Source organism: Flavobacterium sp. CHNK8, assembly GCF_019774515.1.
In the GTDB taxonomy this organism is placed as follows: domain Bacteria; phylum Bacteroidota; class Bacteroidia; order Flavobacteriales; family Flavobacteriaceae; genus Flavobacterium; species Flavobacterium tiangeerense.
In genome coordinates this window covers 2,623,774-2,648,463 of record NZ_CP081492.1, presented here as the reverse complement: position 1 = coordinate 2,648,463, position 24,690 = coordinate 2,623,774, and the positions used below count along the sequence as shown (strand labels likewise).

Below are 24,690 nucleotides of genomic sequence, written 5' to 3'. Positions count from 1 at the left end.
AAGCACTGTATCAATTACCATAAACCCTCTCCAAGTCAAACCAATTGAAAATGATTAGTATATAGCACAGTTGGTTTGCATTTATCAAATATAGAAATAATAAATTTATTACAAAAGCAATAGTGTTTCTTGTTGCAGTTGTTTTGATTTACAGTTTGCGCGCTCGCGTGAGGGATAGCAGCGGCATCCTTTATTTTTTTTCTTTAAAAAAATAAAGATAGAGCGAAGAGCCCGACCCGCAGTTTACGGAGGGGCACGCCCTATTTAATAAAAATTCAAATCGTTATCGTTTTCTCGTATTTGTTCGTAAATTTGCGCACGCTATTTTTTTGACAACGATTTCATTAGATAGCGCTTACTTATGGAAAAACGCAAAAAAGTAGCCTTTTATACTTTAGGCTGTAAACTCAATTTCTCAGAAACATCAACTATTGCGCGCAATCTTCAAGACGAGGGTTTTGATCGCGTTGATTTTGAAGAAGTGGCTGATATGTATGTGATTAATACGTGTTCAGTTACTGAAAATGCCGATAAACAATTCAAACAAGTGGTGCGTAAGGCCATGAAGCTCAATGATAAAGCTTTTGTGGCTGCGGTGGGTTGTTATGCGCAACTAAAACCCGAAGAATTGGCGGCGGTGGATGGAGTAGATTTGGTACTTGGTGCTACCGAAAAATTCAAACTAGCCGATTACATCAATGATTTGTCTAAAAATGATATGGGCGAGGTGCATTCGTGCGAGATTGCCGAAGCTGATTTTTATGTAGGCAGTTATTCTATAGGCGATAGAACGCGCGCGTTCTTGAAAGTTCAGGATGGTTGTGATTATAAATGTACGTATTGCACGATTCCGCTGGCGAGAGGAATTTCTAGAAGTGACGAGTTAGGAAATGTATTGAAAAATGCAGCCGAAATTTCGAAACAAGGCATTAAAGAAATTGTACTGACTGGCGTAAATATTGGCGATTACGGTAAAGGGGAATTTGGAAATAAAAAACACGAACATACTTTTCTGGAATTGGTTCAGGCTTTGGATGAAGTGGAAGGTATTGAGCGTTTGCGAATTTCCTCTATTGAACCGAATTTATTGAAAAACGAAACAATTGAATTTGTGTCGAAAAGCAGGACTTTTGTGCCACATTTTCACATTCCGTTGCAATCAGGGAGTAACGATATTTTGAAGTTGATGAAACGCCGTTACTTGCGCGAGGTGTACACGGAGCGAGTGAATAAAATTCGCGAGGTGATGCCACATGCGTGTATAGGTGTAGACGTGATTGTAGGTTTTCCTGGTGAAACGGACGAGCATTTCCTGGAAACGTATCATTTTTTGAATGATTTGGATATTTCGTACTTGCACGTTTTTACGTATTCGGAGCGTGATAATACCGAAGCTGCTGCTATGAGTGGCATTGTTCCGGCAAATGTGCGTGCGAAACGCAGTAAAATGCTTCGTGGATTATCAGTGAAAAAACGTCGTGCTTTTTACGAAAGTCAGTTGGGAACGCAACGCAAAGTGTTGTTTGAAAGTGAAAACAAAGAAGGCTACATTCACGGATTTACTGAAAATTACGTAAAAGTAAAAACGCCTTGGAATCCAGAATTGGTGAATACGCTACACGATATCAACTTGACTCGAATTGATGAAGATGGCAGCGTTCGCATGGATTTTGTATCTGTGTTAGTGTAGGTTTTAAACATATAAGTCATTTAAGTAAAATATTTTTAAACCATTAAGGGGTTAAGTTCATTAAGTTTTAGGCTTAACTTTCTTCATCTTCTTAATGTTTTTTTTGTTTTAGGTTTAAACATTTAAGTCATTGAAGTAAAATATTTTTAAACCATTAAGGAATTAAGTTCATTAAGATTTACGCTTAATTTTATTCATTTTCTTAATGGTTTTTGAAGTTTAATTCTGTAACAACTAGTACAAATTGTGTAAGAGACTTGATAGCTGATTGAGGTAATTTTAAACTAATTAAAATTTAACTTTATGAAGCCAATAATATGTATCCTTAGCGCAGTAGTTTGTACTGTTTTGTTTTCTTGCAAAGAGAGCGCAACTAGTTCCAAAAACAAAAATCAAACAGAAAAAATTCCAACTAAAATAGAACGAAAAAAACCTGGCACGGTCACTTATAATTTTGAAAACACGAAACAATGGTTAGAGAAAGCTACAAACGATAGTGCTCAATTGCAGCTTGCTTATGCGATTAATAGAACAGATGCTGAGAATTTCAAAAAATTAGATTCGGTTATTGTTCCAAATGATTTTACTGGGGACATAGCCTATTATTTGCCATTTCCTTTGAAAGTTCCGTATTTGAAAGATATCGATAAAGTTATCTATTTTTCATATCCAACACAAACCTTTGCAGCCTATGAAAACGGCGAATTGATTTATACCGGTCCAACGAATATGGGAAGGGAAAAAGATAAAACACCTACGGGCTTGTTTTTTACCAACTGGAAAGCAGAGGAAACAACTAGTACTTTTAACGATGAGTGGGATTTAAAATGGAATTTTAACATCGAAAATAAATTGGGTGTTGGTTTTCATCAATATGCTTTGCCGGGTTATCCAGCGTCGCACTCTTGTTTGAGACTTCAAGAAGCAGATGCTAAAAAATTGTACAGTTGGGCAGAGGAATGGGTGCTAGAAGATGAACAAAATGTAAAAGTAAAAGGAACTCCTGTCATTGTTTTTGGAGCCTATCCGTTTGGAAAAACCAAACCTTGGTATGTTTTGGCAGACGATGCTAAAGGATTACAAATCACCGAAAGTGATATCGAAAGAGAAACAAAACCACACTTGAATTCCATTTTAAAAGAACAGAAAAATAGAGCTACGCAACAAAATAAGGAATAGACACAGCTTGTAACAAAGAAAAAACCATTGAGAAAGCGATTTTAATTTGCTTCTTAATGGTTTTTAGTTTTTATACTGTAAGCTTTTAAATTTTACGGATTAGTAGACCAAAGACTGCTGTTTTTTACAAACACGCGTCGGTTTAATTTGAGTTGCGCGATTACGAGCTCTGCCATATCTTCGGCTTGCATTACTTTATCCGGATTTCCGTCCGTAAGTTTGAGTTCTTTGGCCATGTCAGTCGCCACGGTGCTTGGCGTAAGTGCGGTAACACGAATGTTGTGTTTGCGCATTTCTTGCATCAATGAATCAGTTAAACCTAACAAAGCAAATTTAGAAGCGCTGTACGCACTCGTCATGGCATTTCCGGCTAATCCAGCGGTTGATGAAATGTTGATAATATCTCCAGTTTGTCTTTCAATCATGTTCGGAACAACGGCTCTGGTTACGTAATACGGTCCCATTAAATTGACTTGAATAATGCGTTCCCAATCGGTTGGTTCTAATTCTAAGAATTTTCCAAAAGATGCGATACCTGCGTTATTGATCAAAATATCAATGGTTCCAAACTCGCTTAGTGCTTTTTCTACCGCAGCGTTTACAGAGTTGATATCAGCAACATCTGCAGTAACAGCCAAGGCTTTTACACGTAGCGAGCGTACTTTTGCAGCTACACTGTCAATTTCTTCTTGAGTGCGCGCTACTAAAATTACGTTTACACCTTCTTTGGCTAGAGCCAATGCAATTGCTTTTCCTATTCCTTTTCCAGCACCAGTAACAAGTGCATTTTTATTTTTTAAATCAGTCATTTGATATGTTATTTGATGTTAGTTTTGACAAATTTTTATGTAAAATTAGCATGTTTTCAACTGCTATCTTCATTTGATTTTTATTTTAATCTAATTTTAACTTACGTGGAGCTAAAGTAAAATTAAGATGGTGTCAACTATCTTTTTTTATTTAATGTCAATTGGTAAATGGTTGTTTCAAGAACCTCAGTGTCTTTGTCTTCACAAAGCAGGAACTCAATTTTTTCTTTTGAATTGGTGTATAAAGTCAATCCCTCAAATTTATGGGTATCGCTAATTTTTTGTGTGAAATTGATTTTCATGGTTTTCAAGTCGATGCTCCCAATTAAGCTTCCTAAAACTTCTCCATCATCATACGTTGATTTTGTATCTTCGGCTGTGGCCAAAAAATAAAGCGTATCTTCTACAAGAATCGCATCGGTAAAGCTGCTGCGTACTCCTTTTATTTTAGGTAATTTGTAAGTATTGGAAAGAATTTGAAAATCGTTTGTTAGGTTTTTTCCGGCTATGGTAAAAAGTACATTTTTATTCGAAATTCCGTTTCCGCGGTTCAATAAATACCAATTTTGACCATTATACGTGGCGCCTTCAATATTGAATTCTTCGGGATTAATCTCGCCAAAGTTTTGCATGACAGCATACAAATCGGTTAGATCGTGAGTTGCAATTATTTTTTTATCGGCATCGTTTAGTTGAATCATTTTGTTCCTATTGGCGGTTGAACCAGATCCAAAAACAAAAAGACTATCGCCAAAGTATGCGATAGCTTCAAAATCGGCTTTATCTTTTTTAGGGGTGTTTTCAATAGGATTTTCGAGCAACGGATGGCGTTGTAATTCTTTGGAATCCAATTGATATTCATAAAGGAATCCGCTGTTATCACCTATTATTAGGAGAGAATTATTTTTATAGATAAGTCCTGAAGCTGAACCAATACCGATGATGTGAAAGAGAATTTCGAGTTTAAATTTTTCCATGATTTGTCTTTTTAAAGCAAGTCCCTAGCCCTGATGGAAGCGTTATCCTTTTACGAACGCCTTTTTTTGGCGGAGGAAAAGATTCAAGCGTACAGCAGGAAAAAGCTCCTTGTAATTTGTTATATTTGAGAAGTAAAGATAAATTATTTCCTATGAAGTCTATAAATCCAGACGATTTTAAAGTTGTTGACAAAATTAACTTGTCAAAATTGCCAACCAATTTAGAAATTGGTGCCAGTGATGAAAAAAAAGAAGACAAATTAAAGAATGTCACTGAAAAATTAAGTGCCCTTCAAGATGTCATGTATGCGCACAATAGGTATGGTGTTTTGATTTGTTTGCAAGGAATGGACACTTCTGGAAAGGACAGTTTGATTCGGGAAGTTTTCAAGGAATTTAACTCGAGAGGGGTGGTGGTTCATAGTTTTAAAACGCCCAATTCTACCGAGTTAGAGCATGATTATTTGTGGAGGCATTACTTAGTTTTACCTGAAAAAGGTAAGTTTGCTGTGTTTAATAGATCACATTATGAAAATGTATTGGTGACGAGAGTGCATCCTGAGTATATTTTGAACGAAAATCTACCTGGAATTGAAGACGTGGCAGATATTACGCCGGAATTTTGGGAAAATAGAATGGAGCAGATTAATAATTTTGAAAAGCATATTACGCAAAATGGAACCATAATGCTAAAGTTCTTTTTGCATTTGAGTAAAGAGGAGCAAAGGCAGCGCTTGTTACGCCGATTAGAAGAGCGGGAGCACAACTGGAAATTTTCGGTGGGAGATTTGAAAGAGCGTGATCAATGGGATAATTATATGCATTTTTATGAAGAAGCCATAAACAAGACAAGTTCTGAGCATGCGCCATGGTATGTTGTTCCGGCTGATGATAAAGAAATGGCGCGTTATATTGTGGCTAAGATTATCTGGGAAGAAATGCAAAAACACACTGATATTAAGGAACCAGAGATGGATGATAAGGTCAAGGCTAATATAGAAGTGTATAAAGAAATGTTAGAAAAGGACTAGACAAAAAAAATGCGCTGAAATTCAGCGCATTTTTTTTATAACTAATTCTAAGAGGTCTTATAGTTGAAAACCGTAAGCTAAACGTACACCAACTTGTCCAACTCCTCTACCAAGAGTTCCATTGTTGTTTAAACGATCTAAATGGTTGTAGTGTGTATAGTTTAACGATACATCAATATATTTAGTAGCGTATCCTATACTTGGAGACAACAATAAAGATGTTTTATCTCTGGTATTGTCTACATTACTTACAGCAAACGCAGCACCTGCTTCACCCATTAAGTAAAATTGATCATTCCAAACAAAGGCTTTGAAACCTGCTTTAGCTGGGATTAAACCTAAGTCTTTTCCATCAGCTTTACTAACAAACAAATTAGTGTATCCTGTAGTTAAGGTCAAAGAGTATCTTTTTGATAAATCATATTGACCTCTTACGTCAGCACCAAGTGCTAATTTGTATGGGTCATTAGTTGAGTAACCTGCATTTAATCCTACACCTAAACGGAAACCTTGATCATAATTCTCTGCTGTGTTTGTTTCTTGTGCTTGAGTTGTTGAAGCAAACATCATTGCTACTGCTACTAAAAATCCTGTTTTAATTTTTCCTGCGATTGTCATAATTGTAAAATTTAATATTAATATTTTGTGTCATTTTGCTTTTGTTATTCGTGCAATACAACGGTACAAATATAGACTTGGAGTTTTGTAGGCATGTTATACAATTTAACGGGTTTGTTACAGAATTTCTTGTTTTTGTATATATTATTCAAAAAAGGTTAGGTTAATAATGTAATAACACGGTTAGAATTGGAAGCTTCTAATTATCTTTGCCATCAAAAAATAGCATAGTGAATTTATCGCAGTACGTCAAAGAGTTTTCTTATAACATCAAATTAGCCTATCCTGTCATTCTAGGAATGTTGGGACATACATTAATAGGTATTGTTGATAATTTTATGGTAGGGAAATTAGGCTCTACTGAATTAGCAGCTGTTTCACTTGGAAATAGTTTTATTTTTATTGCAATGTCTATTGGTATTGGGTTTTCTACCGCAATAACACCGCTTATTGCAGAGGCCGATGCTGAGAAAGATAATCAAAAAATCCGAACTACTTTTCATCACGGATTATTGTTATGTACCATTTTGGGATTTGTGTTGTTTGTAGTTACGGTACTTTCTAAACAAGTAATGTATATCATGCATCAGCCCAAAGAAGTAGCTGATCTTGCTGCGCCTTATATTGATTGGGTTGCTTTTTCTATGATTCCGGTAATTATGTACCAAGGATACAAGCAGTTTGCAGATGGTTTATCAAAAACTAAATACTCTATGTATGCCATTTTGCTGGCGAACGTGGTGCATGTTTTTTTTAACTACGTATTGATTTATGGAATTTGGATTTTTCCAAAATTAGGAATTCTAGGGGCAGCATTAGGAACGGTTTTATCCCGAATCATGATGGTGGTTTTTATGCATTATTTGATGAAAAGAAACGCCGATTTGAAAAAATACTTCAAGAATTTTAGTTTCAAAGAAATAAAAAAATCGATTCTTAAAAAAATCATTAATTTAGGAATGCCCTCAGCCATGCAAATGCTTTTTGAGGTCACTTTATTTACGGCGGCAATTTGGCTCTCTGGATCATTGGGAAAAAATAGCCAAGCTGCAAATCAAATTGCATTAATCCTGGCATCATCAACCTTTATGGTGGCTATGGGACTTAGTGTTACAGCCATGATACGAGTAAGTAATACCAAGGGATTGAATGATTTTAAGCAACTTATTGTAGTAGCGCGCTCTATTTTTATTTTAGCTATTTTACTAGAAATATTTTTTGCGATTTTATTTGTTATTTTTCATCAAGTGTTACCACATTTTTTCTTAAACATGTCCGATGCGAGTCAACTAGTTGATAATAATGAAATTATAGCAATCACTTCAAAATTATTGTTGATTGCGGCTATATTTCAAATTTCAGATGGGATTCAAGTTGTTGTTTTGGGTGCACTTAGAGGTCTTCAAGATGTAAAAATCCCTATGTACATTACCTTTGTAGCCTATTGGGTTGTAGGTTTTCCTATATCGTATTATTTAGGAAAGTACACAGAGCTCAAAGCTGTGGGTATCTGGATAGGACTTTTAGCAGGTTTAACAATTGCTGCATTATTTTTGTATATTCGCTTTGCAAGATTGACTAAGAAGTTGGCAATGCAACAACATCAAAGTTAAATTTTTTCGTACATTGTAACTTCTTATTTCTATTTCCGTATAACAAGGATACAAACTTAACCCTTTACAAAATGATAGTATTTATTATCCTTGGAGTCGTTCTACTAGTTTTTAGTTTTACATTAAATAATACGTCAAATTCTTTTTCTAAATTTTCAGGAGCTCTAAAAATTGCAGGTATTCTTCTGATTTTTTTAGGCGTTGTTTCGTCGGTTTTTAAACAAATTGATGCGGGTAAAGTCGGTGTAAAGTCGCTTTATGGAAGTGTGCAGTCAGATATCCTAGAAAGTGGATTGAGTTTGATTAATCCTCTTATGGATGTGACAGAATTTGATATTCAAACACAAAATTATACCATGTCTGCCGTTCATAGCGAAGGAGCTCAACAAGGTGATGATGCCATTCGTGTTCTTTCTAATGATGGACTGGAAGTAGTCATCGATTTGACTGTTTTATTCAGAATTTCTCCAGAATCTGCTCCAAAAATCTTTAAGGAAATTGGTGTAAACTATTCAGATAAAATTGTTCGTCCAGTAACCAGAACGCGTATTAGAGACAATGCTGTTTATTATGATGCTGTAGCTTTATATTCAACAAAAAGAAATGAATTTCAACAGCGTATCTTCAAAACAATTGAAGCTGATTTCAAAGCTAGAGGTTTGGTTCTAGAGCAATTGCTCATTCGAAATATAAACTTACCAGCATCAGTAAAAGCCTCTATCGAAAGTAAAATTAATGCAGAGCAAGATGCGCAAAAAATGACGTTTGTGTTGCAGAAAGAAAAACAAGAAGCCGAACGTAAAAGAGTAGAAGCACAAGGTATTGCAGATTATCAGCGTATTATTTCGACAGGATTGTCAGATAAGCAATTGCAATACGAGCAAATAAAGGCACAAAAAGAATTAGCAGCGTCATCAAACACAAAAATTATTTTTATGAATGGTAAAGGAAGTGCACCCATAATTCTTTCTGATAAATAGATTTTTGAAGTTTTGGCGGAACTAAAGAAAACTCACTTAACTGGTGAATTATAAAACGAATCAATAAAATAATACATAATGGAATTACCAAAATTTTTACTAGGAGACAATACTGATTTTCCCGAAGATATTTTTATCATACACTTAGACTATCCAAGATTTATAATTAATCTGAAAGACGATGAGGTAGAGTTTATGGAAGAAGCTGAGGATTTAGACGAAGCCGAATTGAATACTGAAATGGAAGGATTAATCGTTCTTGCCAATGAGTTTTATGACCGGGAAATGGAACGCTACGAAAAAGAGTAAGTTTACTCTTTTTTGAAATAGGTTTCTAATAATTTTTGAGCGGCTGCAAAGGGTGAAATTTCATCATTTTGTACCGCTTTTTTTGTAGATGTTAATGATTTTTGGATTTCTGGATTGCTGAAAAAATTGGTTTTCAATTGCTCGTTGATCGTTTCAAGCATCCAATATTGATTTTGTTCCTTTCTTTTTTCAAAAAAATAGGCATTGCTTTTGGTTAGGCTTAAGAATTTTTCGATGGTGGTCCAAACTTCGCTGATTCCTTCGTGAGTAATGGCACTACAAGCTGCAGTTGTGGGTGTCCAGCCTGATTTTTTGGCAGGAAAAAGATGCAAAGCTCTGTTGAATTCTAATTTGGCAAGATTGGCTCTTTTGATATTATCCCCATCGGCTTTGTTGATCACAATAGCATCGGCCATTTCCATAATTCCGCGTTTAATGCCTTGTAATTCATCGCCTGCACCAGATATTTTTAACAACAGAAAAAAATCAACCATACTGTGAACAGCCGTTTCGCTTTGGCCTACGCCAACAGTTTCTATAATAATGATATCAAAACCTGCAGCTTCACAAAGTGTAATGGTTTCACGAGTTTTACGGGCTACGCCTCCTAATGTTTCTCCTGAAGCTGATGGACGGATAAACGCATTTTTATCTTTGACTAGTTCTTCCATACGAGTTTTATCACCCAGAATACTTCCGTGTGAAATAGTACTACTAGGATCAACGGCCAGTACGGCTACTTTTTTTCCTAAGCTCGTTAAGTATTTTCCAAAAGCTTCAATAAAAGTACTTTTTCCAACGCCGGGAACGCCTGTAATTCCAATTCGCACCGATTTATTGGCGTGCGGTAAGCAAGCTGTGATTACTTCATTGGCTTTAGCCAAATGAGTACTGCTGGTACTTTCTACAAGAGTAATGGCTCGGCTCAAGGCAGTAATATTTTCGGCTAAAATACCTTCAACAAGTTCTTTTGCGGACGGTTGTATTTTTCTAAAACGCTGAATAACTCCAACAGATGTTGTGCTGATCATTTCGGGAGGAGCAATTCCAGGTTTTTCGTGAAGTGCGCTTGGGTTTTTGTTTTTTTGTTCCAAAATATGGTGGCGTTGAACTGTAAAAGTACTAAAAACAAAAACAGTTTCAAATAAGCTTTTACTTTTTGAAACTGTTTTTTTAGATGCTAGTTGTGTACTAATATGCCGCTGTAAATCGTACTTGATGATGCTTTGGTTCTTCAGCTTCATCGGCAATAACAACTGCAAGATCCTCTACAGATAGGATGCTTCTATTATCTTCATTAAAGACAGGATTTTCTAAACCTAGACGGTATTTGCCCGTTCTTCCTGTAGTTATGCCCTGATGCATCTCCAAAGCAGGACTGAAAAAAGCCCAATCTAGTTCTTTTTCCTCTTTAATATGATTCAAGTAATCTCTTGCAGCGGTAGCGCCCGTATAATATTCTTTAGGAAAATCAGGTGTGTCTACTGCTTGAACATTCGGCGCAACGTACAAACTACCGCCACCTCCAATAGTAAGAAATCGTTTTACATCTGATTTTTTTACTGCTTCCTGAATTGTTTTTGAGGCTTCAAGAAAATCGTTGTAAAAGTTAGGATTGGTCCAGCCTGCACTATAAGCGTTAATCACAAGATCATTTTCTGAGATGGCCTCAAGTAATTCCGTTTCTACATGGGCATCAGCCTTAATCCATTTTACGACTTCATTATTTTCGTCTTTTGGATTTCTCGCAATTGCAGTAATTTCATGATTACGTGATGTCAATTCGTTTAAAATAGCGGTGCCCACAAATCCAGTGGCTCCAATGATAGCAATTTTCATAATGTTAGGTTTTAATAAGTAATAAAAAATGTTACAGTTTAATTTAAAAAAAAGTTTAAAATTGGTTAGAAAATTTTTCGAGTGTTATGTTGCTCAATTCAGAGCTGATTTTAGTGTTGATTTCATCATACAAATCGGTTAGTTTTTCATTCATTTTTCTTCCAATAGGGCATTTTGGATTGGGCGTGTTTTTTGCATAGCCTAAGTTAACCGTTTCAAAAGTCATTTTGAATATCGTATCTAAAGTAATTGATGCTGCCGATACGGACAGTTTACTACCTCCGTTTTTACCTTCTTTACTAACAACAATGTTATTTTTCTTGAGGTTTGCAATCTCTTTCCGAACCAAAACGGGGTGTACATTCATACTTGATGCCAAGAACTCTGAGGATAAATATTCCTCAGGAAATTGATGCATCAATGTGAGAATGTGAATGGTTATAGCAAACTTACCTGAAATCATACTGTAATAAAATATGTTACAAATATACGATGTATTTTTAATTTACCAATTTTAAAATGTTTTTTTTCTTCTTCATGCGCCTATTTGTAAATTCATTTGATTCAATTCATAAAATAGGGGTACTTTTGTAGCAAATTAAGCTATGACCAATTTTATATTAATTTTTGTTTTTTTAGTACTCGGTATTATTTTGCAATATTGCAAAGGATTTCCAGTAGACATTTATAAATTTCTGAATAAAATTGTAATTTATGTTTGTCTTCCTGCGCTTGGACTATTTTACATCCCTAAAATAAAATGGAGTACGGAGTTGCTTTTTCCTATAGGTGTGGCTTGGATAGGCTTTATCGGCGCGTACCTTTTTTTTACACTTTTAGGGAAAAAATTTGGTTGGTCTAATAAACTCATTGGATGTTTGATTCTGACATCAGGATTAGGAAACACTTCCTTTTTAGGATTCCCAATAATTGAGGCTTTGTATGGTGAAGAAGGATTGAAAACAGCTATTTTAGTAGATCAACCAGGATCTTTTGTGGTGCTTTCCACCCTAGGTATTCTAGTCGCTACGATGTATTCGAGTAGTCAATCTAATGGACTTGATATTTTAAAAAAAATCCTTTTTTTTCCACCTTTCATTGTATTCTTAGTTGCTTGTGTCATGAATAATTTAGGATATGATTTTATTGATACGCTTCAATTTGGATTACAAAAAGTAGGAAGCGGTGTAACACCAATAGCGTTGTTATCAGTTGGGTTGCAATTAAAATTTGAACGTAAAAGTCAGCATTGGCGTTTTTTAGGACTCGGACTTCTATATAAATTAATCCTAACGCCTGCACTCTTATATTTTCTGTATGTAGTGCTTTTGCAACAGCATTCTAAAATTATTCAAGTAGCAATCATGGAAGCTGCGATGGCTCCTATGATTACAGCTTGTATTTTATCTGCTTCCCATGGTTTAAAACCTCGTTTAAGCAGCATGATGATCGGTTTTGGAATCCCATTATCGTTTGTGACTTTGTTGTTTTGGTATTTTTTAGTACAGTTTATTTAAACTGATTTATAACAACTAAATCTTATATACGTTTATCTATTTTTTTAATATGAATACATCTACTAATTCGGTATCCCAACAAGATACAAATCCTATTGCACAGCAAACCGTTTATTCGATCTTGTTTTCTATTGCGTTTGCACATTTACTAAACGATTTACTGCAAGCTGTTATTCCGGCATCATATCCCATTTTAAAACAAAATTTTAATTTGACTTTTTCACAAATAGGTCTAATTACGTTAGCTTATCAACTGGCCGCCTCTATTTTGCAGCCATTAGTGGGTTTGTATACAGACAAGAGGCCAAAGCCTTTTTCACAAATCTTCGGGATGTTGTTTTCTATGTCAGGAATTATATGTTTGTCCTACGCTTCTAGTTTTGAAATGATTATTATTGCTGTTGTTTTGGTAGGAATAGGATCTTCTATTTTTCATCCTGAAGCTTCTAGAATATCGTTTCTAGCCTCTGGAGGCAAGCGCGGTTTGGCACAATCCATTTTTCAGCTAGGAGGTAATGCTGGTACTGCTATTGGTCCTTTATTAATTGCTTTAATTGTAGTTCCTAATTCACAGTTTTATATCATTTGGTTTGTTGTAGCAGCTTTAATTGGCCTAGTGGTTTTGAGTAGAATTGCCTTATGGTACCAGCATCATTTGAGTTTACGTAGCACCAAGAAAACAGTAATTGCTCTACCGGATTTATCCCAAAACACCATTGTTTTAGCTGTGGTAGTTTTGTTGGTTTTGATTTTTTCTAAGTTCTTTTATATGGCTAGTATGTCTAGTTATTTCACTTTCTATCTTATTGAAAAATTTAGCTTGTCGGTTCAAGATGCACAGTTTTATTTGGTTTTATTTTTAGTTTCTTGTGCTATAGGTACACTTTTAGGCGGACCCATTGGCGATAAGTTTGGAAGAAAATACGTAATCTGGTTCTCTGTTTTAGGGGCTGCACCTTTCACCTTATTGTTGCCGTATGCCGATTTATTTTGGACAGGAGTTTTATCTGTGCTCATTGGGATTATCATGTCATCTGCTTTTCCAGCAATTTTAGTCTATGCGCAAGAGTTATTGCCTAAAAAACTCGGAATGGTTTCAGGACTGTTTTATGGTTTTGCTTTTGGAATGGGAGGTTTAGGTTCTGCTTTACTAGGCCGTCTTGCTGATCAAACTAGTATAACCCATGTTTATTTTATATGTGCTTATCTTCCCTTGATTGGTATAATAGCGCTCTTTTTGCCGAATTTAAAGAAGAAATAGAACGTTTTAATTTTTTTTAATAAATTATCAATCCTATTTCTTATTGGTAATTAACAACCCTGAAATAATGATTCCCATACTGATCATTTGCAAAAGTGAAATTTCTTGATTTAGAAATAAATAAGCTAGAAGTCCACTAAATACTGGGATTAAGTAGTAAATCAAAGCTGTTTTTGAGGTGCCTATCAAACGGATAGCTTCGTTCCAGACATAAAATGAAATTAAGGACGCGCAAACGCCAACATAGCCCGTAATGAAGATAGTTTTTGAATCGAGAGTTACTTTTTTAAAGTAAATGTGTTCTACGACGTAAATCGGAAGCAGGAAAATAGTTCCAATTACAAACAAACTGAATAGAAATACTTTTGGAGTTAACTCATCTGGTTTCTGGCGAACTAAAATGGTGTAACACGCAAAGAAAAAGCAGGCAAAAAGCATTAAAACATCTCCAATGGCAAATTGTATGTGCAGTAATGCCTGAAATGATCCTTTGGAAATGAGTACCAAAACTCCAGTTATGATGATTGCAATTCCAATATTTTGTTTAGTTGAAACTTTTTCTTTGAAAACAATACGGGACAACAATACTATAAATAATGGAATCGAAATCGCAATTAATGACAAATTTACAGCACTAGTTGTTTTGCCAGCAAAGTAGATGAGTGTGTTAAATATGGTGATGCCTAACAAAGCAGTAATTGATAAGTATTTAATGTGCTTTTTAACTGTTGAAATTGTGTCAATAGTTGTTTTTAAAGCAAATGGTGCCAAAACAATACAAGCCACCGCCCAGCGCCAAAATGCTAAGCCAACAGGAGGGATATGTCCTTTGATCCCGCTTGCAATAACCATATTTCCTGACCAAAGTAAAGTAGCTAGTAAAGCAAATAAAACTCCTTTAATAGTGTTATTCATTACAAAAGGCTATTTATTTTGGCATATTGTAAGAGCATAATTGTTTTAGCATCTTTTAATTCACCACTTTCAATCATAGCGTATGCAACTTCAAATGGCATTTCAATTACCTCGATATTTTCCTCCTCATGTTCAACTCCACCACCTTCGCTTACTTTCATGCTAGCATCATATTCACCAGTAAATAAATAGAGAATTTCAGTAACAGCACCTGGTGACATATACGTTTCCATGATTCTTTTTACTTTTGAAATTCGGTATCCCGTTTCTTCTTCAGTTTCTCTTATTATGCATTGTTCAGGATTGTCTTGGTCTAGAAGTCCTGCGCAAACTTCAATCATCATCCCGCTTTCATTGCCATTTAAATAGGTAGGTAGTCTGAACTGCTTTGTAAGTACAACTGTTTTAAAATGCGTGTTGTATAACAATATGGCCGCTCCATTACCTCTGTCATAGACCTCTCTTTTTTGAGTAATCCATGAGTTGTCTTTTTTTTGATAATCAAATGTTACTTTGTTTAGTTGATACCAGTTATCAGAAAGTATTTCAGTATTTTGGATTTTAATATTTGGATTTTTCATTTGATTCATTTATTGGAACAAAAAAAACGTCCCGTTGAATCGGGACGTTTAGTATGTTTATTTTAAGATCGTTTGTTTTCTATCTGGACCTACAGATACAATTTTGATCGGCACCTCAACTTCTTTTTCTATAAAAGCAATGTACTCTTTTAGTTCAACTGGCAATTCATCATAAGTTGTCATACCCGTTAAATCTTGTTTCCAACCTTTAAATTCTTGGTAAACTGGAGTTACATTTTCTGGTTCAATGTTATACGGGAAATGCGAAATTTTTTCTCCTTTATAATTGTAATCCGTGCAAACTTTTAGGGTTTCAAATCCAGAAAGCACGTCACCTTTCATCATCATCAATTGCGTTACACCATTAACTTGTACAGCATATTTTAATGCCACAAGGTCAAGCCATCCACAACGTCTTTGTCTTCCTGTTACTGATCCAAATTCGTTTCCAACACGTGCCATTGTTGCTCCATCTTCATCAAAAAGTTCCGTTGGGAACGGGCCGCTTCCTACACGAGTAACATATGCTTTGAAAATTCCGTAAACTTCTTTAATTTTATTTGGAGCAATACCTAAACCAGTACAAGCACCTGCAGCTGTAGTGTTTGATGATGTTACAAAAGGATACGTTCCAAAATCAACATCTAGTAAAGAACCTTGAGCACCTTCGCACAAGATTGATTTACCAGCCTTTTGAGCTTGGTGTAAGTACTCTTCGCTGTCAATAAAATCTAATTTTTTTAATTCTTCGATAGCTGCAAAGAATTCAGTTTCCATTTCAGCTAAATTGTATTGAATTGATACATCGTAAAACTTGATCATTTCTTCATGCTTGTCAGCTAATGCTCTGTAACGATCTGCAAAATCTTCAAGCTCAATATCACCCACACGAATTCCGTTTCTACCTGTTTTGTCCATATAGGTTGGGCCAATACCTTTTAAGGTTGAACCAATTTTAGCTTTCCCTTTTGAAGCTTCAGAGGCAGCATCTAGCAAGCGGTGAGTAGGTAAGATTAAGTGTGCTTTTCTAGAAATTATTAATTTGCTTTTGATATCTAAATTAAATTTTTCAAGGCCTTCAATTTCTTTTTGAAAAACTACAGGGTCAATAACAACTCCGTTTCCTATTATGTTTACAGCAGTTTTATGAAAAATACCGGATGGAATAGTTCTTAAAACATGTTTTATTCCATCAAATTCTAAAGTATGACCTGCGTTTGGGCCACCTTGAAAACGTGCAATAATATCATATTTTGAAGTAAGAACATCAACAATTTTTCCTTTCCCCTCATCTCCCCATTGTAATCCTAATAATAAATCTACCGTCATTCTAAGTGTTATTTGTAGTTAATTTTATATTTTAAGAACTAGTGTTCTCTTATTGTTTTTGTTTTTTATTGCCGTAAAGGTAAAGCGAGTGATTGGTGATTTCAATATCAAAAATCTCTTCAATTGTTTTTTTGATCGTTTGAATTCTTGGATCACAAAACTCTATTACTTCTCCGGTATCAGTCATAATGATATGATCGTGCTGTTTGTCAAAATACGATTTTTCATAGTGCGCTTGATTTTGACCAAACTGATGCTTTCTAACTAAAGCACAATCTAGCAGTAACTCAATGGTGTTGTAAAGTGTTGCCCTACTCACACGGTAGTTTTTGTTTTTCATTTTGATGTATAAATTTTCTACATCAAAATGTTCTTCGCTATCATAAATTTCTTGTAGGATAGCATATCGCTCTGGTGTTTTGCGATGCCCTTTTTTTTCAAGATAAATCGTAAATACATTTCGTACGATTTCTTGGTTTTTTGAGTTGTCTGTGGCAATAAGTGTCATATGCTGGCAAAGATAATTTTTTTAGTTTAAAATGTAAAGTTTTCTTTTTTGAATCCATACAAGATTGTACTTGATTTATAAAAAGAAGGTATTGGCAACTAATTAGTTTGTAAAATAATTAGGTCTTGTATTCTCTTGTAACTTTGTCTATACCATCTATTTTTTTGATGTTGCTGATCATTTTTTTCAAAATAGTATTGTTCTGTACAATAACTGCTACTTGTCCGTGAAAAATACCTGCATCGGTACTCAGTGAAATACTTTGAATATTTACATTCATATTGCTCGAAATTACTTTTGTAAGTTCATTTGCAAGTCCTAGTATATCCATTCCCGTAATATTGATAATGGCTTTAAATTCTTCTTGAGAAGAGTCAATCCATTTTGCGAACATGATTCTGTATGCATAATTAGATTGCATCCCTATTGCATTTGGGCAATCTTTTTTGTGAACTTTTATTCCTTCATTTATAGTTACAAACCCAAAAACATCATCCCCAGGAATAGGATTGCAACAAGGAGATAATTTATAATCCAGCTTGTCATGTTCTTTTCCAAAAACAAGCATGTCATAATTACTACTGATAATAGGTTTGTGAATGTCCTCATCTGATGTATGACTAGGAGAACGTTTTATCTTATTCTTGAAAAAATTAATGAACGTATTGCTTTTTTGAGCAGCGTAGTCTTTGAGTTGCTGATTTTCTATAGCACCTATTCCTACTCTGTAAAATAAATCAAGACTTGTTTTGAGTTTAAAGAAATTAACGAGCTCATTAATAACTTGCTCACTCAATGTTATTTTTAAATGTTTTAATTTGCGTGTAAGAAGTTCTTTTCCTTCTTCGCCAATTTTTTTAGTATTCTCATTTAAAACATTTTTAATTTTTGTTTTTGCCCTTGAAGTGGTTACATAATCCAGCCAGTTGATAGAAGGTTTTTGATGTTGTGATGTGATTACTTCTATTTGATCTCCACTTTTTAATTCAAAGTTTAGTGGTACTAATTTTCCATTTACACGCGTTCCTCTAGTTCTGATTCCAATTTCTGAGTGTATGCTAAATGCAAAGTCTAGTGAGGTAGCACCTTTTGGCAATGATTTTATTTCTCCTTTTGGCGTAAAGACAAAAATTTCTTTCGAATATAAATTCATTTTGAAATCCTCTACAAAGTCAACCGCATTTGTTTCAGAGTTTTCTAGCGCTTCTTTCAAGAGGTTAAGCCATACATCCAGACCACTTTCTTCGGTAGCTCCGTTTTTGTATTTGTAGTGTGCAGCATATCCTTTTTCTGCAATTTCATCCATGCGTTCGCTACGTACTTGTACTTCTACCCAGCGTCCTTTTGGACCCATAACAGTAATGTGTAAGGCTTCATAACCAGTTGATTTAGGCGATGATATCCAGTCGCGTAAACGACTAGGGCTAGGTCTGTAATGATCTGTTACGATAGAATATATTTTCCAAGCAATGAATTTTTCTTCATGAGGATTTGATTTGTATACAATTCGCAACGCAAATTTATCATACACTTCATCAAAACTTACATTTTGAGCTTTCATTTTTCTTCGAATGGAATAGACTGATTTTGGTCGTCCCTTAATTATATATTCTATATTCTCAATATCTAATGATGTTTTAATAACATCTGAAATATCAGCAATATAGGCGTCTTGTTCTTCTTTAGTTTCTTTTATTTTACTAACAATTTCGTTGTAAATTGATGGTTCAGTGTATTTTAATCCTAAATCTTCAAGTTTGGTTTTTATATTATACAAACCTAGACGGTGCGCTAGTGGAGCATAAATATAAAGCGTTTCTGATGCGATTTTGGTTTGTTTGTCCTCACGCATAGAATCCATTGTTTGCATGTTGTGCAATCTATCGGCGAGTTTTATCAATATTACACGTACATCATCATTGAGCGTTAATATCATTTTACGGAAATTTTCCGCTTGTAAAGAGGCGTTCAAGTCTTTTTGTACCAATGAGATTTTAGTCAATCCCTCTACAATTTGAGCTACTTTAGGGTTGAATAAGCGTTCGATGTCTTGGACAGTTGTTGGCGTGTCCTCAACTACATCATGCAGTAAGGCTGCAGCAATAGAAGTTGCTCCAAGACCAATCTCTGACGCTACAATTTTGGCCACAGCTATCGGATGAAAAATATAGGCTTCACCAGATTTTCTTCTTTGGTCTTTATGGGCTTCAACAGATACATCAAATGCTTTACGAATGAGCTTTTTATCCTCTTCGGTTAGGGTTTGGTAACTTATTCTTAGTAACTCTTTGTATTCTTGTGCAATTGCTTTATTTTCTTTCTCGATATCAATTTCTATCATAACAGCTTTGTATAATCACTAAATTTAGCAATTTATTGTAATATTTGCAAATCAAAAAGGTGTTTTATCATTTTCTTAGCACTTAAAAAAAGGACATTAGTAAGTTTTAAATTTTAAAAACCTCTTTGTCTTTTGGCTTCAAAAATAAGTATTGCAGCTGCTACCGAGACATTCATAGAATCAATTTCGCCTTGCATTGGGATAATTATGTTTTGTGTTGCTGCATTTCGCCAATCCTCTGTCAGTCCTGTTGCTTCTGTTCCTACAACTAGTGCCGTTGGGGCAGTGTAGTCTTCTAAATGATAGGAGTTTGAGTTTTGTAAGGTGGCACAGTAAAAGTTGATTTTTTTATCTTTTAAAAAAGCAATAATTTCTGCGGTGGTTCCAGTAGCAATCTGGTTGGTAAACAAGCATCCAACACTTGAGCGAACAATATTAGGGTTATACAAGTCGCTTTTTGGGTTTGCAATGATTACGGCATCCAGATTAGCGGCATCGGCAGTGCGCAGTAGTGCACCTATATTTCCGGGTTTTTCTGGTGCTTCGGCAATAAGGATTAGAGGGTTTTCAGAGAGTTTAAGATCAGCTAGTTGCATGGATTTAGTTTTGGCTACAGCCAAAATTCCTTCGGTAGTATCTCTATAAGCTAGTTTTTGATACACTTCTTTATTTATAGAAATTAACTCAGCAGTTGCTGATAATTGCAGCGCTTCGGTTTCTGAAATAATCTCTGGAAGAAATAAAATTTGATCCAGAACATATCCACCTTTAACTGCAATTTCAATTTCTCTTTTTCCTTCTATTAAAAAAGTTCCGGATTGTTTGCGTGCTTTAGCCTTTTCCTGTAGTTGCACTAAGGATTTTATATATGGATTTTGAACTGAAGTAATTTGTTTCAAGATTTTGATCTATTTGATTTGTAGCTACAAAGATACATAGAGAAATGACAGTTTTAAAGCCCTTTTATTTAATATTTAATACAAAGCAAGAGCGCTAGAATTTAGGGATACTAGAGGTGAATTGACGCAGATTTTATCTATTTTTGGCAAAAAACTAGTTTTAAATGTTTCATTTTCTAGATCTTATTGGTACAATGGCTTTTGCACTTTCGGGAGCATTAACTGCTATGAGTAAAAAAATGGACCCTTTTGGTGTTTTTATTATAGCATTTGTAACGGCTGTGGGCGGTGGAACATTGCGTGACATCTTGATTGGGCGCACTCCTGTAGGATGGATGCTAGACTTGAATTATGTTTATGTTATTGCCGTGGGTTTTGTATTGGCAATTATTTTCAGAAAAAAATTTGACAAACTTAGGACTTCCTTATTTTTGTTTGATACCATAGGATTGGGTGTTTTTACACTAATTGGTCTTGAAAAAGGAATTCACATTGGGTTACATCCTATAATATGTGTAGCGCTGGGTACTATGACGGCTTGTTTTGGAGGCGTAATTCGGGATATATTATGCACTGAAATTCCAGTTATTTTTAGGCGTGAGATTTACGCTACCCTTTGTATCTTGGGCGGAATCGTATTTTTTATACTTAGGGATTTAAACCTAGAAAATGATGTACTTTATTTAACAACTTCGTCTATAATTATTTCGCTTAGACTAATGGCAGTCAAGTTTAAATGGTATTTACCTACCTTAGAAAAGAAATGAAAAAATGATTACTTTAATGCTGTCTAAAATTTAAAAGTGAAGCAATTTTACATAAAAAAATACGAACCTACTGATTATAAACTGTGGAATGATTTTATTGGTCAAGCCAAAAATGCTACTTTTTTGTATCATAGGGATTTTATGGAGTACCACAAAGATCGTTTTGTTGATTTTTCACTTTTGATTTATTTCAATTCACAATTGATAGGTGTATTGCCAGCCAACAGAGTTGAGGATACTGTTTTTTCCCACCAAGGTCTTACTTACGGAGGTCTGGTTACAACTGATAAATCTAAGCTCAAAACTATTCTCATAGCCTTTAAGGAGGTCTTATATTTCCTAAATCATAATGCGGTTCAAAAATTGTATCTAAAAGCAATTCCCTCCATATATTGTAACAAACCATCTGATGAATTGCTTTATGCCTTATTTTTGGCCGATGCCAAATTAGTTAGAAGAGATTCTCTTGCCGTAATTGATTTGTCCCAAAAAGTAGTTTTTGATAGATCGAGAAAAAACGGAATTATAAGAGGCGTTAAAAATAACCTAGAAATAAGAGAAGAAAATAGCTGTAATGCATTTTGGAACCAAGTGTTGATTCCCAATTTAAAAGCACAACATCAAATAGAGCCTGTGCATACGGTTCAAGAAATTGAGTTTTTAAAAACAAAGTTTCCTGAAAACGTTAGGCAGTTTAATGTATACAACAAGGATGTTATTGTAGCAGGTGCAACAATATTTGAAACCGATACAGTGGCCCATTGTCAATACCTATCTAAATTTGAAAATGGAAAAAAATTAGGAAGCCTTGACATTTTATTCCAACATTTAATTTATCAAGTTTTTGCTCATAAGCGATATTTTGATTTTGGGATTTCAAATGAACAAAATGGGAAGTTGCTCAACGAAGGTTTGTCATACTGGAAAGAAAGTTTTGGAGCTAGAACAATAATTCAAGATTTTTATGAAGTACAAACGGCTGATTTTGAAAAGTTAACCGCTATTTTTGTAATTAAAAATTAAGTCTTGATAGATGATTAAATTCCTAGATTTAAAGAAAATAAATTCACCTTATGAATGTGCTTTTCAAGATAAATTGAAACAAGTACTGGATAATGGTTGGTATATACTAGGGAGTGAGTTGCAAGATTTTGAACGGAATTTTGCTTTATACTGCGGTACCAAGTATTGTATAGGTGTAGGCAATGGTTTTGATGCACTTTTATTGCTTTTTAAAGGATACATACAATTAGGTAAATTAAAAAAAGGAGATGCTGTCATTGTTCCTGCTAATACCTACATTGCCAGCATACTAGCTATTTTACAAGCCGATCTGGTTCCTGTACTAGTAGAACCTTTGCTTAGTACGTACAACATTGATCCTGATGCTATTGCTACGCATATTACCCCAAATGTTAAAGCTATTCTAGTAGTTCATTTATACGGACAATTGGTAGATATGGATGCTATATTTGCCCTTGTAAATGCTCATAATTTAATAGTACTGGAAGATGCAGCCCAAGCTCATGGTGCTCAAATTACGAGTGGTAAAGCCAGTCTAGGATTACAAGAGGAGTCATTATCCCGCAATCAAGCCTATAGTTTTTATCCAAGTAAAAATCTGGGAGCAGTAGGAGATGGAGGTGCTATTACTACCAATGATGCTGCTCTTGCTGAAGTTTTAAGGTACTTACGAAATTACGGTTCTAAGCTTAAATACAAAAACGATTTTATTGGGGTAAACTCTAGATTAGATGAGGTTCAGGCAGCATTTTTAAATGTAAAATTACCTTATTTAGATGCAGCAAACGCAAATAGAATAGCAGTTGCACAGCGATATTTAAATGAAATAAAAAATGAAAAGATAATATTACCTAGTATTTCAAATTCTATTGGTCATGAAACTAGTCATGTATTTCACTTGTTTGTGATTAGAACACTTGATCGAGATGATCTGCAAAGATATTTAAGCGAAAATGATATTGAAACGGTAGTGCATTATCCTATACCGCCACACAAGCAAAAAGCTTTTGAATTTTTAAACCAATATTCATTTCCCATAACCGAGAAAATACACAACGAGGTTTTGAGTATACCCATGAGTCCTGTTATGACTGAGTCCGAAGTTAGTTATGTGATAACGATTTTAAATCAATATTAGTTTTGAACATATTAAGTAAAATTATTCAAAATAAGTTGTTTAAAATCGCTACTTGGAATAGCTTGAGTGTTGCCATAAAAATAGTCTCAGGATTACTCACATCAAAGATTTTAGCTGTTTTTGTAGGACCTAGCGGAATGGCATTGGTGGGTAATTTACGTGTTTTTTTTACTTCACTGGAGAATATTTCAACTTTAGGTTTTCAAAATGGCATTGTAAAATATGTTGCTGAAGCCGAAAATAGCGATTTGGAACTCAAGAAAGTTTTAGCAACAGTAACGATGAGTTTGCTTGCAGTTGCAGTGGTTTTGAGTTCTTCCTTGTTTTTTTTGGCATCCTATTGGAATTTTTTGCTATTTGGAGAAAATTTCGACTTTGTTTTTATCATAAAAGTCTTGGCATTTTCTTTACCATGGTATACCATTTCTGTATTTTTTACCGCTGTTATCAATGGATTTGGTAAATACAAAAAAGTTATTTGGATCAATACAATAGGGAATGTATTGGGTTTTTTATTGTCTATAGTATTGATTATTAATTACAAAACAACGGGTGCGTTACTTGCGCTCGTCTTGATGCCAGCAACACTATTTTTTGCAGCCGTTTTTTTTGCCAATAAAGAAATTGCATTTATATCCTTATTTTCTTGGAAAGAATTTGATTTTGCAATTCTAAAAAAATTAGCATCTTATACCGTAATGACTATAGCTACAGCTGTAGTAGGCCCATTTATTTACCTCGCCATTCGGAAAAATATTATCTTAAATTTAGGACTTGAACAGGCGGGATATTGGGAGACTATGACGCGTATTTCTTTGTATTATATGATGTTTGTGACCACTATAATAAGCGTATATTTTTTACCGCAATTGGCTACAGCCAAAAACAATTTGGCAACAAAAAAAATGTTTTTGGAATTTTATAAATTAGTTTTGCCACTTTTTATAGTTGCCATGGTGGTATTATATTGCCTACGATTTTACATCATTGATCTTCTTTTTACTCCCACTTTCCGTCCAGTTGCGGCCCTGTTTTTTTGGCAATTATTTGGAGACATTTTCAAGGTTGCTGCTTTAATTTTAGGGTGTCAATTTTTTGCCAAAAAGCTTACTGTAGCATTCTTAGTAACAGAGTTGTTCTCCTTATTTATGATGTTTTTTTTAAGTACTTTTCTATTAAAAAAATATGGCATTGAAGGTGTTGTATTAGCGCAAGCTATTGATAATATAATCTATTTTTTTATTTTACTTTTTTACTTTCGTACAATTTTTAAAAGTGAAGAGCAGTAGCTTTTTAAAGTTAGAAATGATCTTAAAAAAAGCAATAGCAAACAATGTTTTCATGAATCCCCTACAAAAAAATGTAT

The 24,690-nt window shown here is 34.5% G+C and carries 24 protein-coding genes; 12 read left to right on the top strand and 12 right to left on the bottom strand.

What is annotated here, in order from left to right:
* The first annotated feature begins 361 nt into the window (after positions 1 to 361).
* Together mtaB and K5V07_RS11455 are read left to right on the top strand one after the other, a co-directional pair.
* Entirely contained in the window at positions 362 to 1,690 is a 1,329-nt protein-coding gene (mtaB, locus tag K5V07_RS11460) for a tRNA (N(6)-L-threonylcarbamoyladenosine(37)-C(2))-methylthiotransferase MtaB (protein WP_221917583.1), read from the top strand.
* 303 nt (positions 1,691 to 1,993) lie between these two features.
* Positions 1,994 to 2,869, top strand: coding sequence for a L,D-transpeptidase (locus K5V07_RS11455; protein ID WP_221917582.1), 876 nt, complete (start codon positions 1,994 to 1,996; stop codon positions 2,867 to 2,869).
* 92 nt (positions 2,870 to 2,961) lie between these two features.
* On the opposite strand, the gene K5V07_RS11450 is transcribed toward K5V07_RS11455, so the two are convergent.
* Positions 2,962 to 3,678: a 3-ketoacyl-ACP reductase gene (locus tag K5V07_RS11450; protein ID WP_221917581.1), complete on the bottom strand. Its 717-nt coding sequence runs from the start codon at positions 3,676 to 3,678 to the stop codon at positions 2,962 to 2,964.
* Positions 3,679 to 3,815: 137 nt separating this feature from the next.
* Positions 3,816 to 4,655: a hypothetical protein gene (locus K5V07_RS11445; RefSeq protein WP_221917580.1), complete on the bottom strand. Its 840-nt coding sequence runs from the start codon at positions 4,653 to 4,655 to the stop codon at positions 3,816 to 3,818.
* A 152-nt stretch (positions 4,656 to 4,807) separates the two neighbouring features.
* Between K5V07_RS11445 and K5V07_RS11440 the strand changes: the two genes are divergently transcribed.
* Positions 4,808 to 5,686 carry a PPK2 family polyphosphate kinase gene (locus K5V07_RS11440; RefSeq protein ID WP_221917579.1) on the top strand — a complete coding sequence of 293 codons (879 nt, stop codon included), beginning with the start codon at positions 4,808 to 4,810 and terminating at the stop codon, positions 5,684 to 5,686.
* 57 nt (positions 5,687 to 5,743) lie between these two features.
* Here the strand turns inward: K5V07_RS11440 and K5V07_RS11435 are convergent, their stop codons facing one another.
* On the bottom strand, positions 5,744 to 6,304 hold the full coding sequence (locus tag K5V07_RS11435; protein ID WP_221917578.1) for a hypothetical protein: 561 nt from the start codon (positions 6,302 to 6,304) through the stop codon (positions 5,744 to 5,746).
* 230 nt (positions 6,305 to 6,534) lie between these two features.
* On the opposite strand from K5V07_RS11435, the gene K5V07_RS11430 reads away from it, so the two are divergent.
* The 3 genes from K5V07_RS11430 (at position 6,535) to K5V07_RS11420 (ending at position 9,206) form a co-directional block, all read left to right on the top strand.
* Entirely contained in the window at positions 6,535 to 7,917 is a 1,383-nt protein-coding gene (locus K5V07_RS11430; protein ID WP_221917577.1) for an MATE family efflux transporter, read from the top strand.
* Positions 7,918 to 7,988: 71 nt separating this feature from the next.
* Positions 7,989 to 8,897, top strand: a complete 909-nt coding sequence (locus K5V07_RS11425) for a prohibitin family protein (RefSeq protein WP_158728338.1) — start codon at positions 7,989 to 7,991, stop codon at positions 8,895 to 8,897.
* 78 nt (positions 8,898 to 8,975) lie between these two features.
* A complete protein-coding gene (locus K5V07_RS11420; RefSeq protein ID WP_086453598.1) occupies positions 8,976 to 9,206 on the top strand; it encodes a hypothetical protein in 231 nt (76 codons plus the stop codon).
* 2 nt (positions 9,207 to 9,208) lie between these two features.
* Here K5V07_RS11420 and meaB read toward each other — a convergent pair whose 3' ends face one another.
* From meaB to K5V07_RS11405, 3 genes are all read right to left on the bottom strand, one after another.
* Positions 9,209 to 10,300, bottom strand: coding sequence for a methylmalonyl Co-A mutase-associated GTPase MeaB (gene meaB / locus K5V07_RS11415; RefSeq protein WP_255577997.1), 1,092 nt, complete (start codon positions 10,298 to 10,300; stop codon positions 9,209 to 9,211).
* A 97-nt stretch (positions 10,301 to 10,397) separates the two neighbouring features.
* Positions 10,398 to 11,045, bottom strand: a complete 648-nt coding sequence (locus tag K5V07_RS11410) for an NAD(P)-dependent oxidoreductase (RefSeq protein WP_221917575.1) — start codon at positions 11,043 to 11,045, stop codon at positions 10,398 to 10,400.
* 55 nt (positions 11,046 to 11,100) lie between these two features.
* Positions 11,101 to 11,508: an Rrf2 family transcriptional regulator gene (locus K5V07_RS11405; protein ID WP_221917574.1), complete on the bottom strand. Its 408-nt coding sequence runs from the start codon at positions 11,506 to 11,508 to the stop codon at positions 11,101 to 11,103.
* A gap of 142 nt (positions 11,509 to 11,650) precedes the next feature.
* Between K5V07_RS11405 and K5V07_RS11400 the strand changes: the two genes are divergently transcribed.
* Positions 11,651 to 12,562 (top strand): AEC family transporter, encoded by a 912-nt coding sequence (locus K5V07_RS11400; RefSeq protein WP_221917573.1) that lies wholly within the window; start codon positions 11,651 to 11,653, stop codon positions 12,560 to 12,562.
* A gap of 49 nt (positions 12,563 to 12,611) precedes the next feature.
* Entirely contained in the window at positions 12,612 to 13,823 is a 1,212-nt protein-coding gene (locus K5V07_RS11395; protein ID WP_221917572.1) for an MFS transporter, read from the top strand.
* Between the two features lie 33 nt (positions 13,824 to 13,856).
* On the opposite strand, the gene K5V07_RS11390 is transcribed toward K5V07_RS11395, so the two are convergent.
* From K5V07_RS11390 to K5V07_RS11365, 6 genes are all read right to left on the bottom strand, one after another.
* A complete protein-coding gene (locus tag K5V07_RS11390) occupies positions 13,857 to 14,738 on the bottom strand; it encodes a DMT family transporter (RefSeq protein ID WP_221917571.1) in 882 nt (293 codons plus the stop codon).
* Positions 14,738 to 15,319, bottom strand: a complete 582-nt coding sequence (gene nudK / locus K5V07_RS11385; RefSeq protein ID WP_144889030.1) for a GDP-mannose pyrophosphatase NudK — start codon at positions 15,317 to 15,319, stop codon at positions 14,738 to 14,740. Before nudK ends, K5V07_RS11390 begins: the two co-directional genes overlap by 1 nt.
* Before the next feature lie 57 nt (positions 15,320 to 15,376).
* Complete coding sequence (locus K5V07_RS11380; RefSeq protein ID WP_144889029.1) at positions 15,377 to 16,648, bottom strand: adenylosuccinate synthase; 1,272 nt, start codon at positions 16,646 to 16,648, stop codon at positions 15,377 to 15,379.
* A 49-nt stretch (positions 16,649 to 16,697) separates the two neighbouring features.
* Positions 16,698 to 17,156 carry a Fur family transcriptional regulator gene (locus K5V07_RS11375; protein WP_086453606.1) on the bottom strand — a complete coding sequence of 153 codons (459 nt, stop codon included), beginning with the start codon at positions 17,154 to 17,156 and terminating at the stop codon, positions 16,698 to 16,700.
* A 118-nt stretch (positions 17,157 to 17,274) separates the two neighbouring features.
* Positions 17,275 to 19,497: a bifunctional (p)ppGpp synthetase/guanosine-3',5'-bis(diphosphate) 3'-pyrophosphohydrolase gene (locus tag K5V07_RS11370; RefSeq protein WP_221917570.1), complete on the bottom strand. Its 2,223-nt coding sequence runs from the start codon at positions 19,495 to 19,497 to the stop codon at positions 17,275 to 17,277.
* 113 nt (positions 19,498 to 19,610) lie between these two features.
* Positions 19,611 to 20,396 (bottom strand): RNA methyltransferase, encoded by a 786-nt coding sequence (locus tag K5V07_RS11365; RefSeq protein ID WP_221917569.1) that lies wholly within the window; start codon positions 20,394 to 20,396, stop codon positions 19,611 to 19,613.
* A gap of 164 nt (positions 20,397 to 20,560) precedes the next feature.
* On the opposite strand from K5V07_RS11365, the gene K5V07_RS11360 reads away from it, so the two are divergent.
* Genes K5V07_RS11360 through K5V07_RS11345 form a run of 4 tightly spaced genes read left to right on the top strand, consistent with a single transcriptional unit; the run spans position 20,561 to position 24,613 of the window.
* On the top strand, positions 20,561 to 21,163 hold the full coding sequence (locus K5V07_RS11360) for a trimeric intracellular cation channel family protein (RefSeq protein WP_086453609.1): 603 nt from the start codon (positions 20,561 to 20,563) through the stop codon (positions 21,161 to 21,163).
* Between the two features lie 36 nt (positions 21,164 to 21,199).
* Complete coding sequence (locus K5V07_RS11355) at positions 21,200 to 22,186, top strand: GNAT family N-acetyltransferase (RefSeq protein ID WP_221917568.1); 987 nt, start codon at positions 21,200 to 21,202, stop codon at positions 22,184 to 22,186.
* 10 nt (positions 22,187 to 22,196) lie between these two features.
* Positions 22,197 to 23,324: a DegT/DnrJ/EryC1/StrS aminotransferase family protein gene (locus K5V07_RS11350; protein WP_221917567.1), complete on the top strand. Its 1,128-nt coding sequence runs from the start codon at positions 22,197 to 22,199 to the stop codon at positions 23,322 to 23,324.
* A gap of 2 nt (positions 23,325 to 23,326) precedes the next feature.
* The gene (locus tag K5V07_RS11345) at positions 23,327 to 24,613 is read left to right on the top strand and encodes an O-antigen translocase (RefSeq protein WP_255577961.1); all 1,287 of its coding nucleotides are present in this window, start codon (positions 23,327 to 23,329) and stop codon (positions 24,611 to 24,613) included.
* The last annotated feature ends 77 nt before the right edge of the window (positions 24,614 to 24,690 follow it).